Origin of the sequence: Bradyrhizobium sp. 172 (assembly GCF_023101065.1) — a bacterium.
In the GTDB taxonomy this organism is placed as follows: domain Bacteria; phylum Pseudomonadota; class Alphaproteobacteria; order Rhizobiales; family Xanthobacteraceae; genus Bradyrhizobium; species Bradyrhizobium canariense_D.
The window spans coordinates 2,624,719-2,638,355 of sequence record NZ_CP064701.1; the positions used below are offsets into that span (position 1 = coordinate 2,624,719).

The 13,637-nt window shown below is 62.1% G+C and carries 13 protein-coding genes and 3 pseudogenes; 15 read left to right on the forward strand and 1 reads right to left on the reverse strand.

The features are described 5' to 3' along the window. Positions 1–91 precede the first annotated feature (91 nt). From IVB07_RS12460 to IVB07_RS12475, 4 genes are all read left to right on the forward strand, one after another. Positions 92–328: a hypothetical protein gene (locus tag IVB07_RS12460; RefSeq protein ID WP_247410217.1), complete on the forward strand. Its 237-nt coding sequence runs from the start codon at positions 92–94 to the stop codon at positions 326–328. Next, a complete protein-coding gene (locus IVB07_RS12465; RefSeq protein ID WP_247405938.1) occupies positions 328–1,389 on the forward strand; it encodes a toprim domain-containing protein in 1,062 nt (353 codons plus the stop codon). The genes IVB07_RS12460 and IVB07_RS12465 overlap by 1 nt, the downstream gene beginning before the upstream one ends. 330 nt (positions 1,390–1,719) lie before the next feature. Then, a complete protein-coding gene (locus IVB07_RS12470) occupies positions 1,720–2,643 on the forward strand; it encodes a DUF2493 domain-containing protein (protein ID WP_247361522.1) in 924 nt (307 codons plus the stop codon). A 1,144-nt stretch (positions 2,644–3,787) separates the two neighbouring features. After that, positions 3,788–4,108 (forward strand): DUF736 domain-containing protein, encoded by a 321-nt coding sequence (locus IVB07_RS12475; RefSeq protein ID WP_027562526.1) that lies wholly within the window; start codon positions 3,788–3,790, stop codon positions 4,106–4,108. 95 nt (positions 4,109–4,203) lie between these two features. Here the strand turns inward: IVB07_RS12475 and IVB07_RS12480 are convergent, their stop codons facing one another. Next, a complete protein-coding gene (locus IVB07_RS12480; protein ID WP_247361528.1) occupies positions 4,204–4,440 on the reverse strand; it encodes a helix-turn-helix transcriptional regulator in 237 nt (78 codons plus the stop codon). A gap of 146 nt (positions 4,441–4,586) precedes the next feature. Here IVB07_RS12480 and IVB07_RS12485 point away from each other — a divergent pair, with 146 nt between their 5' ends. From IVB07_RS12485 to IVB07_RS12535, 11 genes and pseudogenes are all read left to right on the forward strand, one after another. Beyond that, the gene (locus IVB07_RS12485) at positions 4,587–4,859 is read left to right on the forward strand and encodes a DUF2285 domain-containing protein (protein ID WP_247361530.1); all 273 of its coding nucleotides are present in this window, start codon (positions 4,587–4,589) and stop codon (positions 4,857–4,859) included. A gap of 166 nt (positions 4,860–5,025) precedes the next feature. Beyond that, on the forward strand, positions 5,026–5,220 hold the full coding sequence (locus IVB07_RS12490; protein WP_247405952.1) for a DUF6499 domain-containing protein: 195 nt from the start codon (positions 5,026–5,028) through the stop codon (positions 5,218–5,220). Positions 5,221–5,407: 187 nt separating this feature from the next. Continuing rightward, on the forward strand, positions 5,408–5,800 hold the full coding sequence (locus tag IVB07_RS12495) for a DUF2285 domain-containing protein (protein ID WP_247385471.1): 393 nt from the start codon (positions 5,408–5,410) through the stop codon (positions 5,798–5,800). Between the two features lie 131 nt (positions 5,801–5,931). Further along, positions 5,932–6,213, forward strand: a complete 282-nt coding sequence (locus IVB07_RS12500) for a helix-turn-helix domain-containing protein (RefSeq protein WP_018454787.1) — start codon at positions 5,932–5,934, stop codon at positions 6,211–6,213. 21 nt (positions 6,214–6,234) lie between these two features. Beyond that, positions 6,235–7,115 (forward strand): annotated as a pseudogene (locus IVB07_RS12505) (replication initiator protein A). 165 nt (positions 7,116–7,280) lie between these two features. Further along, a complete protein-coding gene (locus tag IVB07_RS12510) occupies positions 7,281–7,745 on the forward strand; it encodes a DUF2840 domain-containing protein (protein ID WP_247767695.1) in 465 nt (154 codons plus the stop codon). Continuing rightward, entirely contained in the window at positions 7,742–8,254 is a 513-nt protein-coding gene (locus tag IVB07_RS12515) for a S26 family signal peptidase (RefSeq protein ID WP_247299381.1), read from the forward strand. The genes IVB07_RS12510 and IVB07_RS12515 overlap by 4 nt, the downstream gene beginning before the upstream one ends. Before the next feature lie 230 nt (positions 8,255–8,484). Next, positions 8,485–8,934, forward strand: a pseudogene (locus tag IVB07_RS12520) (lytic transglycosylase domain-containing protein); the annotation flags it as partial. A 103-nt stretch (positions 8,935–9,037) separates the two neighbouring features. Beyond that, positions 9,038–9,271, forward strand: a pseudogene (locus IVB07_RS12525) (IS110 family transposase); the annotation flags it as partial. Between the two features lie 547 nt (positions 9,272–9,818). Beyond that, complete coding sequence (locus tag IVB07_RS12530; RefSeq protein ID WP_247403484.1) at positions 9,819–11,582, forward strand: DUF3363 domain-containing protein; 1,764 nt, start codon at positions 9,819–9,821, stop codon at positions 11,580–11,582. 37 nt (positions 11,583–11,619) lie between these two features. Then, positions 11,620–13,635 (forward strand): conjugal transfer protein TraG, encoded by a 2,016-nt coding sequence (locus IVB07_RS12535; protein WP_247767696.1) that lies wholly within the window; start codon positions 11,620–11,622, stop codon positions 13,633–13,635. Positions 13,636–13,637: the final 2 nt, after the last annotated feature.

Consider the following 13,637-nt stretch of genomic DNA (forward strand, 5'->3'; position numbering starts at 1 on the left):
GCGGTCACAAGAGTAAGAGGGGCAGGGTCGTTTCCGTGACGGGTTGGAGGCCGAGAGAGAGGCTCCCGGCTGCCTGTCGTGGAGAATCAGCATGCCAAAAGCTGTCCAAAAGATCACGTCGGCCGATGTCGGAGTGATCCGTGGAAAGCGCATCGAAGTGTCGGGATCCCATGCCAAGATGCGCAAGAGCTTGCGAGGCTACGGCCTCTTTATCACCTTTTGTAAGCTCCGCATGTTCGTGCGGATGCACGCGAGCGGCATAGAGATGCTGTCGAAGGTGCTCAACCGGTATCCAGTCGAAGGTGTCCTTTGGCAGGAGGCGGCCTGATGTCCCGCCAACCTTGCGAACTGGCACGCCGCCTTGCGCGAGAGGCGGAGGCGGTATGCCGACGCTATCTCTCCAATGGCAAGCGGGCGGGGCGGTATTGGGTGGTCGGCGACGTCCACAACAACCCGGGCCGCTCACTATTTGTGCGGCTCCAGGAATCGCCGAAGGGAGCGGCGGGCAAGTGGACCGATGCCGCAACCGGCGCGCATGGTGATCTCCTCGACATCATCCGCGAAACGCTGGCTTTGCGAGACTTTCGTGAGGTCGCCGAGGAGGCGAGGCGCTTTTTGAACCTGCCTCGCTCTGAGCAGAAGCTGGCCCCAAGCCCTCTTCCCTCAGTCGTACCGCCCCGATCGCAGGAAGCCGCCCGTCGGCTCTTTGCGATATCCCGCCCGATCGAGGGGACCATTGCCGAGGCTTATTTGCAGGGCCGCGGCATAACCCGCATCCACCATGGCGGCAGTCTGCGCTTCCATCCACGCTGCTACTATCGGCCGGACGACCATCTGCCGACCGAAACCTGGCCGGCAATGATCGCCGGCGTCACGAATCTCGATGGTCGGATCACCGGCGTGCACCGGACCTGGCTCGATCCGGACGGCTTTGATCGCGTGCGGCTCGGCAAGGCTCCGATCGATACGCCACGGCGCGCGATGGGCGATCTGCTCGGCAACGCCGTTCGGTTCGGCGTGGTGGATGACGTGCTCGCTGCCGGCGAGGGTATCGAGACCATGCTTTCGCTACGCTATTTGCTGCCGACTATGCCGATGGCGGCCGCGCTTTCGGCTAATCACCTCTCCGCCATGACGCTGGCGTCTAGCCTGCGCCGGCTCTACATTGCGCGCGATGCCGATGCCGCCGGTGGTGCGGTGGTGGCAACTCTCAGCCAGCGCGCAGCAGACGCCGGCATTGAAGCGATCGTGCTGTCGCCCTGGCTGGGCGACTTCAACGAAGATCTGCAGCTATTCGGTCTCGAAGCCCTCCGAGCAGCGCTGCGGTTTCAGCTTGCGCCAGAGGATGTCGTTCGCTTCCTGCATTCGTCGATCGTGGCCGCGGAATAGCTCCCGGTCTTTGATCGACGTTGATGGGCCGGTCATAGGCGAGGCCAATACCGGAAGAGGACGCGACCTCGGCCTTCTAGAGGGCGATCGGACGGCAGCCGGCCCGGGCCGGCAATGGCTGCCTCCGGCTATTTTCCGCCGCGCGCCAGCGATGTGAAGACACATCATGCAGTTGGCCGCGCGCTTTGCATCGCGAAGCAAAATAGCCGGCCTCCGCCATCCTCCGCTGCCGCTTCGGCCCTGTCGGGTTCTGGCCCGGTCCGCCCGCCGTCAGAGGATCGCCACGAAGACCGCGATGGTCGCGGCCGATCCGGCAAAGGACCTCTTCCCATGACCGACGATGACGACATCGAACCGCCGCATGCCTCTTCCCCGACCGACCACATCCTCACTGAATTACAGCTGTTCGGCTATCGACCCTTCGACGACCAACCCGATCCAAGACCGCTCCCGGAGGGCAAGATGATCGTCGGCGCCATAGCGGACATCTTTGATGCCCTGGTTGCGACCCTGAACGACACGCGACTTGAGCCGGACCTTGACGATCTGCTCTGGTCGACTGTCAACCTGTTCCATCGTGCCCTCGACCGCATCGAATTGCAGCTCGATAACAACGAACAGGCGCAGCATAAGAGCCAGCGCGAGCAGAATGGCTCGGAAGTGCGATCGGTCGAACTCGAGCGCCTGACGGCCGAAGGGCTCACCCTGATCGAGCGCCGCAACTGCCTGGAACTGTTCCGGGATCAGGCCATCGAGCGATTTGAGGTCCACACCGGCTCAGCTTGGCGTCCTCGATCGGGATCGTTGGTCAATCACCGAACCCTCACTGCAGCAATGATCGACTCCCGCGACTTCATCGCCGCCAAGCGTCGTTCCGAGACCGAGGTCATGTTGCCACCAGGACCGAAAATTGCACTCACCGGTGGGCTCGACTTCAATGACCATCATCTGATCTGGGATCGTCTCGACAAGGTTCATGTCAAGCATCCCGACATGGTCCTGCTCCATGGCGGCTCGCCCAAGGGTGCCGAACTGATCGCCTCCAAATGGGCGACCACCCGCAAGGTTCCTCAGATCGCCTTCAAGCCTGACTGGACGAAACATGCCAAGGCTGCCCCCTTCAAGCGCAACGACGCCATGCTCGAACTCCTGCCGATCGGCGTCATGCATTTCCCGGGCACGGGAATTCAGGACAATCTCGCCGACAAGGCGAAGCGGCTCGGCATTCCCGTCTGGAAGTTCGGCGGCGCATGAGCGCCGTCGCCTCGAAGACGCCAAGGTGGAGTTGCACGCCGCAACTCCGCCTCGTTTCGTTTTTACATCGCAAAACTGCGCCGTGTGGTGGTGGAAGGCGCGATTGATAAATCCATGCACATGGAGCCACCACCATGCTTGCCATTGGGCTTGTTCTGGTATCGGTTTGTTTTGCTGGGCCATGTTTGCGCTCGCGGTGTACGCTTTGCCGTTCTTCGTCGCACTCAGTATCGGGATGTTGGCATTTCGCCATGGGGCAGGCGTCTTCGGCGCACTGCTTATCGGAACTACTTCTGGCGCGCTAATGCTTGCCGCTGGTCAGGTCACCGTCGCCTTTGGTCGGTCCTTGGCCTTGCGCGTCGCGATTGCAACCGTATTCGCACACCTGCGGCAATCGCCGGCTATCATGTGGTGTTCGCCCTATCGCAGATCGGTGTGCCGTCGTCGGCTTGGCGCCACGTCTTCGCTTGTTTGGGCGCCGCTTGCATCAGCGGCACGGCATAGGCGCGTTCCCCGCCCGTCGGAGTCGGTCGGGGTGCTGGAGAATACGGCTCGCCCAGTTCTTCCAGCAGCGACGCACGAGTGATGAGGCTTCGTCGCCATCATCGGCCGAGCAAGACCGCACAGGGCACCACGTTGAACGAGGCGGCGTCGAGCTTGAGCGAGAGGTAACCGCACTTCTCGTCAGAGCGCTCTAAGCAAGCCGTAGCAATCTCTGTCTGATCCACATAGTTGCGTGGAGCGGCGCGCCGCGCTCGATCATTCGTTCCGAGACGATACCGCCCTTTGCGGCAGATTGTTTCTCTTTGTGCGGCGAACCGTACCGACCTCTTGTTCTGCACAATCGAGATTCGCCAAATCTTCTCCCAAGGTTGCGGTTCAGCACGCGGACGCACGTGGCCTCTTTGATGGCTTGATCTGGCCGAAGACCGGCTGCGCCTCGATCGTCTGAGCCGCAACGCCGTTGATGCGACTTTCTTCCCCTGGGCTTGCGCCCATTCCTCGCGAGGCAAGAAAGTCGCAACAACGGCGTCCTCCGCTGCGCTCCGGCCCGCGAGCGGGTGCGTCGCCGATCGTCCTCGGCCTCTAGATCGCCATCGAGGTCGCGGTGGTCGCGGGCTCGAAACACAACAGGAGAAGTGACATGGCTAACATCGGTTCTTTCAAGAAGGTCGGCAACGACTTCCAGGGCGAGATCGTCACCCTGAGCCTGCAAGCCAAGGGCGTCCGTATCGTCGCCGAGACCAACCGATCCAACGACAACGCTCCCAGCCACCGCATCTACGTGGGCCGGGCGGAGATCGGCGCAGCTTGGTCGAAGCGCTCCGAAGAGGGCCGCGATTACCTCTCGCTCAAGCTCGACGATCCCTCGTTCAACGCGCCGATCTACGCGAACCTGTTCGATGACGAGGGCGGCGAGGGCTACACGCTCCTGTGGTCGCGGCCGCGCAAGAGCGGCGAGTAGACGCTCCGCCAAGCCCCGTCCGGTCCGTCGGGCGGGGCTTCTCACTCTGGTGCGCATCAGCCGGCGTCCGCCAAAGGGCCGGCGGCTCGCATCAGCTATTCGGCTTGGTCCCGCGTCTTTCGCTTGGGACGAGCCAGCAGGTCGGCTGCCTCTACACCCAGGCTACGCGCCAACCGATCGACAACGTCGATACCCGCCGCATAGACGCTTCGTTCGAGCGCGCTGATATAGGTGCGGTCAATATCCGCCCTGTGGGCCAATTCCTCCTGGGATAAACCGCGCGCCTGTCGGAGCTTCCGCAAATTGATTGCAAGTACCTCGCGTATGTCCATACGCGAGAGGGCACGTCCTTGAAGAGTATTTCACCACGGAGTATTCTCGACAAAACGTGCACGTCCGGTCGGGCGACCCAGATATTAACGGTTCAGCCTCTTCAGGTCTGCGTGTTAGAAATCGTCTAATCTAAGGCATGGAGTTTATGAAGAATCCGCCGCTCGATCCCGATGTTGCCGACGCCGCGCCCACGGACCAGATTCTGACGGCTTATGACGAACAGCATGTCGTCACCTACATTCGCCTCCTGCAGGCTGAGAGCGAAGGGGCTGAGTGGATGGAAGTCGCGCGGGTAGTGCTGCATATCGATGCGGAACGCGAGCCGGATCGTGCAATGCGCGCATACCAGAGCCACCTCGCGCGCGCCAAGTGGGTGACTGAGCAGGGACGCCTCTTACGCGGTACTGGCTCAAAATAGAAGAGAATTGCCGACTACAGACTTGCAGCAAGAACGATTTTCTCCCGCTAACCGGCGGTCATTCTCATGCACCACGTGGTGCCAAATTAGGGGCTTCCTACAACCGCCTCGTTCATAATTATTGCGCCACAATCCTTGTTCGTTAAGTGCAATGGGGGCGGAAGCAATGCCTGAATTCGACTGGCGATCGCCGGATTCGTTCAAGAGCCTGGAGAACGCCGAGATCACTGAAATCGCCTGGGTAGGCCTTCGTATGAACGTGGACTACCAACGTGACTACGATGAGATCGTCGCTAGCAGCTCAGACGGCGAGGTGAGCGAGGAATTCAGGAGGAGGTGGGGCCTCTGCTTTCGCGCATGACCCGCAGAGGTCGTTCCACGAGCAGACAATCTTTTGGGCGCCCGAGGTTCTCCCGACCGTCGTCCCGGTCGTTGTAACCGATTCAACGCCTGGTCAAGGCCCAACGCCTCAGCCGCCGCTTGATCCTGCATCTGGTCAGGTGCGCCGTGCCGCTGACGGCTGGCATGCCGTGCTGCAAATCGGTTCGGTGAAGCATCGCATCTGGTCGAAACAGCCGCTGACCGCAGGCGCTCGCTATGCGGCCGAGTTGCCATTTGACGGCGATTTCGAGGCGCGCGCGCATGCCGCCACGCGGCTGTGGCGCGCGATGAATGGACGCGCGCCAGGGCCTCCGTTTCATCGCGTGCCCAAACAGCGGCGCGAACGACTGTGCGCAGCCCTTCGCGCGGCCGCCGCGTATCTCGCTGGCGCGACTTATCGCAGCATCGCAGAAGCTCTGTTTGGCAAGCCGCGCATATCGGATCGTGGCTGGAAAACACACGATCTGCGCAGCCGAACCCGTCGCCTTGTACAAAGCGGCCTCGCATTTGTGCGCGGAGGCTATCGCAAGCTGCTTCGGCCCAGGCGCAGGGTCGAGTAGCGCCCTTCATGGGTGGCCGAAAATGGACCCCCCAATATTCGGCATCCCCCTCCGAGATCGCGCTTCTCCATGATGACCCCACACACGCCGGCGCCGCCATCCGCGGTGCGCTGTCATCCTGGAGTGCTCAAATGCCCGATTCGACGGCCGGTCTACCTCCGCGATTCCTGCGAACACCGGAGGCTGCGCGTTACCTTGGCCTCTCCGGTCGCACGCTGGAGAAGCACCGCACGTACGGCACCGGGCCGACGTATCGGAAGATCGGCGGACGTGTCGTCTACGCCGTAGACGACCTGAAAGCCTGGGCTGACCTCGGCGCCAAAACGTCGACGTCTGACCCCGGGAAGGGGACCGTGCTGCCGGCAAAGAAGCATCCGGTACTGCGCCCATATGCGGGCCAGGAACGTCGCTAATCGCGGGCGAGGGCAGTGACCATGCGGCGCAAACAACATTCCGAGCGCGATCAGCTGGAGCTCTTTAGGGCGCTACCCGGCGATCTCGCGCCACGCGATTCGCAGGATCTGATGGCTTATCCGTTCTTCTCGCTTGCAAAAACGAAGCGAATTATTCCGATCGACTTCCGTGTCGGCGCGCTCGCAATTCGGGTCGAAGCGGTGCCGGAACACGGCATGGCGACCATCTGGAATGCCGACGTTCTGATCTGGGCCGCATCCCAGATCGTCGAAGCCCGTGACAACGGCTTGAAGAACTCGCGCCTGATGGCCGCAACGCCTTATGAAATTCTGACATTTGTCGGCCGCGATACGAGCGCGCGAGATTATGATCGCGTCAAGGCCCGTCTCGACAGACTTCAGTCAACGACCGTCCTGACCTCGATACGTCAGCCGACAGAGCGCCGGCGGCATCGCTTCTTCTGGCTTAACGAGTGGAAGGAGACGGCCGATGCAAATGGCCGTCCATTTGGGCTCGAGCTGATCCTGCTTGATTGGTTCTATGCCGGCGTCATCGATGACGCGCTCGTGCTCACGATTGACCGCGGCTATTTCGAACTTACGGGCGGGCTTGAACGGTGGCTCTACCGCCTCGCGCGCAAGCAGGGTGAACGTCAGCACCGCGGCTGGAGTTTCGACCTTGTACGCTTCCATACCAAGTCCGGCATCCTCTCCCCGCTCGAGCAATTTAGTTCCGACATACGGCAGATCGTCCAGCGTCAGACATTGCCCGGCTATCGGCTCGTGCTCACGCGCGATCCGAGCGGCACAGAGCGGCTGAACTTCGTGCCCACGCTCGTTGCTCCCTTAACGGCACGCCTTCGTCGGCGCGGACTCACTCCAATTCGGAGGACAACCTGTGAATCAGTTCGTGCTATCGAGGGATGCAACCTTCGTGCCATCAGGGACTCGATCTTCGTGCATTGGCGAGCGCGGGCTGGGAGTCGTGCTTGCCTTCGCCTGCCGCATACGTACTTCGCCGAGCGCAAAGCTTACGGCTCTCAGCTCCAGCATCAAGGAGCCGCTGCATGAGTGACCTCACCGAAGTAGAAATCTTGTGGCTTGAGATGCGTATCGAAAACCGCATTCGGTTCGGTCGCATCGTCAAGGAACGGAAGCTTGATGGTCACCGGCGTGTACTGTCATTCGCGCCTGGCAGCATCTTTGCCTTCGTCCGTTGGACCTCCAGCGACTTTGGCACGATCATCTCGCGGATTGACATCTTGCGCGCGGTCGCACCAGGACAGCGCTGCTCGACCGTGCCGTATGTGAAGCCGGGCGGAGAGATTTTGCTGCGGCTCTCCGGTTGGCCGAAGGTCGAACGGGTGCTGCAGATGGTCGATGCGGTCGAAGCGCTCGGCATCGATCCCGCCGATGTCGCTCCTGATCATTGGCATCACGTTCATAACCGTCTGTCCGTGAACGAAAATCCGCGTCCGTATACGAAAGCGCGCCGTCAGGCGTGGCTTAATCGTCAAAAGGTGATGCGATGACGTGCCGTTTCATCATGCTGATAACGACGTTCGTGGTTGCTGCCGCCCTTGTCACGACAATCTTTCTGGAGCCGCTTCCGCTCTACATCTGGAATGCATCGACGAGCGTACCTATCGGTCTCTATCGCTTGCGAGCGGCAAAACTCTTTCGTGTCACAGAGCTGGTCGCCATTCAGCCGCCGGAACCACTTGCGACCTTTCTAGACCTGAACGGCTATCTGCCAGTCGGCGTCCCCATGCTCAAGCGGGTCTTGGCGCTGCCGGGGCAGACGGTCTGCAGAAGCGGTCTCACTATTTCCGTGAATGAAATTGAAGTCGGCGAGGCCCGGGATCGTGACGGACGCGGCCGGCCGCTGCCGAAATGGCAGGGCTGCCGAGTCGTCGGGGAGGGCGAGCTCTTTCTCATGAATTGGCAGTCGGATGACTCCCTTGACGGCCGATATTTTGGATTTCTTCCGGCGTCGGGCGTGATCGGCCGTGCCCTCCCGGTGTGGACGTGGGAGGAGTGATCGTGCGTGTTCTACGTTTCCGTTCTGCCATTCCTCTGTTCGATCAAGTGCAGGACCATTCCTCCGTCTCGACCAAAGCTTGCAAAGCCGACGCGCGCAGCGGCGGTCCAGCGCGGCCGAAAGGCCGGCGCGAAGCGGCTTTACCCTGGACGGGCGCGAGCACGCCGGCACTCTTGCATTTTTTCGAGAGGAGCCTGTGCGCTGCCGTGCCCCTGTTCGTGGCACTGACTGTGAGTAACGCTGCTGCTGTCGCCGAGACGCGACCGGCAGAGCTCACAGCGAGTTATCGAACTGGCAATTCATTTGCGGATTTCGTTGAAAGCGGCCTCGCGTCGCTTTGGCATGCCGGTGCGCTGGATACTGGCAGTCATAGACGTCGAGAGCGCCGGAGACATGCGCGCCAAATCACCCAAGGGCGCCATGGGGTTGATGCAGATCATGCCAGAAACCTGGGCGGAGCTACGCGGTACGACCTCGGCAACGATCCTTACGATCCCCATGACAACATACTTGCAGGTACGGCGTACCTGCGCGAACTGCGCGACCGTTACGGTGCGCCGGGCTTATTTGCAGCCTACAACGCGGGGCCTGCTCGTTACGATGAGCGTCTCGCCGGCCGCCCATTGCCAGTAGAGACCGAAGCCTATTTGCGGAAGCTCGCGCCAGTCATCGGCAGCGACCTTACTACTTCCAGCGCAGTCGCTCGTCTGCGGTCATCCGCTGGAGAACTCTTCGTTGTGCGGCCTGAAAGCCCAATGAGCGCTGCAGGGCGACGTTGCCGTCCGAGAGGCGCTTTGCGAGGCAGCCGCAAGCCTGCTGCTGCGGGTCAGAAAATGGTCGGCCCTGCGAGCTTGGGGCCTGCGGATCGCCAAACGGTCCAGCATGTTGTGCGCGATCACCGCGGTGGCGCGCAAGCTCGCCAGCATTCTGCACCGGATGTGGGTCAGCGAGACCGACTTCCACGTCGGGTTTGGCGCAAAGATCACGCAGCGGCTGCGGTTGAAACCGGCGCGGTAGCCGCGGTGCAGGTGACGATAGATTAGCGCTGGGTCTGCGCCCGGCATGTTGAGGAGGAACGTAACTACAGATCCGCGCGCGCGGTGAGCGTCCCCTGGCGGGCCGCGAAACGGGAAATGTCCGCTATCGCTTGCCTGCTGCCGCCCTTCGGGGACGAGAGCGCCGGACTGCTTGGACATCCCTGTTTACGAACCTGATGAAGAGCATGCGACGGCCGAAGTGCTGAACGCGAAGGAACGCACGGACCCCGCCTGGTGAATGCAAGTGGCGTACGCGGCTGCGGTGAAGTTGCGCGTTGTTGGTGCAGGGAGTCGGTAATGACTGAAGTTCGAAGAGTCGAAGAAAAGCGTAGGAATGAGTTGACTTTGCCCGCCCGATTAGGAAGGCGAGATAAAAGGGGCTCGCCGGTCGAACCGCAAGCCATTGACATGGCTTGGGTCCTGGCGTGCCGGTCGGTCGGAGCGCGTGCCGCGCGTTGGATTTTGGCGAATGCAATCAAAGGCGTTTTCGGCACTGTGTGCGCTTTTGTTCGTTGGGAGGCCCTGCCATGAGCGTGGGCGACAGCGATTTACGTATTCGGCCTGGGCGTATCCGGAGTACCCGCTCGCCGAAGCCCAAGAGCTTTATCAACCAGGTGCTACGTGCCGCGACGAAAGCCGGTCACACCTCAGGACAGGCCGCGGCTGGCAGGCGTTCTGTGGCCTATGGGCGCTCCACGTTTGGCCGCGGGCGCCTCGCCTTTAGCCGCGCCAGATTGTTCGGCCCGGCACGACGCGTTGTGGCGAAGGCGCGTGTTGTCCGGCACAAGGGCCGAGCCTTCCGTTCAGCACCACTGACCGCCCATCTTTCGTATCTCAAGCGCGACGGCGTGACTCGAAGTGGTGAGCGGGCCGAGATGTTCGATGGGGGCAGCGACCGCGCCAATAGCGCAGCCTTTGCTGACCGGTGCAAGGACGACCGGCATCATTTCAGGTTCATCGTCTCACCAGAGGATGCAGGCGACATGACCGACCTGAAGGCCTTCACCCGCGATCTCGCGAAGCAGATGGAGACCGATCTCGGTACGCGGCTCGATTGGGTGGCCGTCGATCACTGGAACACGGATAACCCTCACGTCCATCTTCTCGTGCGGGGAGTAGATGAGCAAGGGGCAGATCTCGTGATCTCCCGCGACTATATCAGCCAGGGCCTGCGCTCGCGCGCCGAGGAACTGGTCGCCATCGAACTGGGCCCAAAACCCGAGCACGAGATCCGCAATTCACTGGAGAGGGAGGTTTCGGCTGAACGATGGACGCGGCTCGATCGGGAGATCCGGCTGGCGGCAGATGAGACCGGGTATATCGATCTCCGCCCCGAACATCCCGGTAGCTCCGATCCTGAAATCAGACGCCTGATGGTCGGCCGCCTGCAGCATCTGGAGAAGATGCGCCTTGCCGTATCCGCCGCACCAGGCGAATGGATGGTCGGCCTCGAGGCCGAGCGCAGCTTGCGCGACCTCGGCATGCGCGGCGACATCATCAAGACCATGCACCTCGCCTTTACCGAGCGTGGAGAAGCGCGCGGCGTTGCCGACTTTGTCATCGAAGGTGGACAGCCTTCGTCCCAGATCATCGGACGGCTGGTCGATCGGGGATTGCACGATGAGTTGACGGGTGAGGCTTACGCCCTGATCGATGGAACTGACGGACGCGCGCACCACGTCCGCTTCCGAGGGATCGAGGCCTTCGAACAGGCGCCGCCGATCGGCGGCATTGTCGAAGTCCGGCGCTTCGGCCAAACCGGCGATCCGCGCCCCACCTTTGTGCTCGCGACCCGCTCCGATCTCGATCTCAGTGGGCAGATCACCGCAAGAGGAGCAACCTGGCTTGACCACAGGCTGGTCGAACGCGACCCCATGCCGCTCGCCATGGGCGGATTCGGCCGCGAGACCCGCGACGCCGTGGAAGCCCGTACCAAGCATCTGGTTCAGGAAGGTCTGGCGCGCCGGAAGGGCCAACACATCATCTTGCAGCGCGACCTTCTGGACACGTTGCGCCGACGTGAACTGGACGAGGTGGCGGCAAAAGTCTCGACCGACACCGGCCTGCCTTACGTGAAGGCGGCCTACGGGGAGCATGTGGCAGGTACGTATCGCCAGCGCCTGACGCTCTCCTCGGGGCGCTTCGCCATGATTGATAACGGTCTGGGCTTCCAGCTCGTGCCTTGGTCGCGCGAGTTCGAGAAGAGGCTCGGCCAGCACGTCACCGGCGTCGTGAAGGACGACGGTGGCATCGAATGGGGCTTTGGTCGGAAGCGCGACCTCGGCCTCTAGCATTCTCTCCAATGCAGTTGCGCAAAGGACTTTCGCGATGTCTGGAACCAAGATCCTCTGGGGACAGGTGATCGTTGTCGGCCTGATCGTCTTGCTGGCCATCTGGGGCGCGACCGAGTGGACGGCTTGGCGGCTCGCCTGGCAGCCCGAATTGGGACGTCCCTGGTTCGAACTGGCGGCCTTCAAAGTCTACTACCCGCCTGTCTTCTTTTGGTGGTGGTTTGTCTACGACGCCTATGCGCCGCACGTCTTTGTTGAGGGCGCCTTCATCGCGGCGTCGGGGACATTCATTTCGATCGCCGTGGCGATTGGCATGTCGGTCTGGCGGGCGCGCGAAGCCAAGAATGTCGAGACCTATGGCTCGGCGCGCTGGGCTGATGCGGGAGAGGTTCGAGCGGCAGGGCTCCTCGGTCCAGATGGCGTGGTGCTCGGTAAGCTTGGCCGCGACTACCTCCGCCATGACGGACCCGAGCACGTATTGTGCTTTGCGCCCACCCGGTCGGGCAAAGGTGTCGGCCTGGTCGTTCCCTCGCTGCTGGCCTGGCCCGGCTCGGCCATCGTTCATGACATCAAGGGCGAGAACTGGCAACTGACCGCCGGCTTTCGCGCGCGGCATGGCCGCGTCCTGCTGTTCGATCCGACGAATCCAAAGTCGTCAGCCTATAATCCGCTTCTCGAGGTCCGTCGTGGGGAGTGGGAGGTTCGCGACGTTCAGAACGTGGCCGATGTCCTGGTCGACCCCGAAGGCTCGCTCGACAAGCGGAACCATTGGGAGAAGACCAGTCATTCGCTCCTGGTCGGCGCCATTCTCCATGTCCTCTATGCCGAGGCGGACAAGACCTTGGCTGGCGTGGCCGCCTTCCTGTCGGACCCGAAGCGGCCGATCGAAGCGACGCTGAAGGCGATGATGACCACGCCACACCTCGGCGAGCATGGCCCCCATCCCGTGGTCGCCTCGACCGCACGTGAACTACTCAACAAATCCGAGAATGAACGCTCCGGCGTCTTGTCCACTGCCATGTCGTTCCTCGGGCTCTACCGGGATCCTGTCGTGGCCCAGGTGACCCGACGTTGCGAGTGGCGGATTGCAGATCTGATCGCTGATAGCCGGCCGACGACGCTTTACCTGGTGGTGCCACCCTCCGACATCTCGCGGACCAAGCCGCTGATCCGCCTGGTGCTGAACCAGATCGGCCGGCGCCTGACCGAGGACTTGCACGGCCGTGAACGGCGGCATCGTGTCCTGATGATGCTGGATGAGTTCCCAGCGCTTGGGCGGCTTGATTTCTTCGAGTCCGCGCTCGCTTTCATGGCGGGGTACGGGATCAAGAGTTTCCTGATCGCGCAGTCGCTCAATCAGATCGAGAAGGCCTATGGGCCCAACAACGCCATCCTCGACAACTGCCACGTCCGGGTCAGCTTTTCGACCAATGACGAGCGGACCGCGAGGCGAGTATCCGATGCGCTTGGTACGGCGACCGAGATGAGGGCGATGAAAAACTATGCCGGACACAGGCTAAACCCGTGGCTCGGGCATCTGATGGTCTCGCGGCAGGAGACGGCGCGCGCGCTTCTGACTCCTGGCGAAGTCATGCAGCTTTCGCCGTCGGACGAGATCGTCATGGTGGCCGGTACGCCGCCGATTCGAGCTCGGAAGGCTCGCTACTATGAAGATCGGCGGTTTACCGAGCGGGTCTTGCCGCCGCCCGATCCAGCCGCATCCGGCCGGTCACCGCGAACGGACGGATGGTCTGCATTGGGAGCGCCCAAGCCGGCGTCGCTTCCAACCGAAAGGGGGCGAGCGGAGGAAGATTCGGCGAATAGCGGCCTTCGTCGCGAGCCCGAACTCCCCGATCACGTCGCGATCGCCAAGGAGACAGCCGAACCGACGCCAGCCGAGGAATTTGCCGTCGTTCTTGACGACGACGAGGACGCGGTCCGCCAGTCCCGGCTTCTCCGTCAGCAAATGCGCGGCGTCCGGCTTCTCCGTCAGCAAATGCGCGGCGTCGCCCGTCAAGCCGCCATGGACCCGAATGACGGCATGGAGCTCTGAGG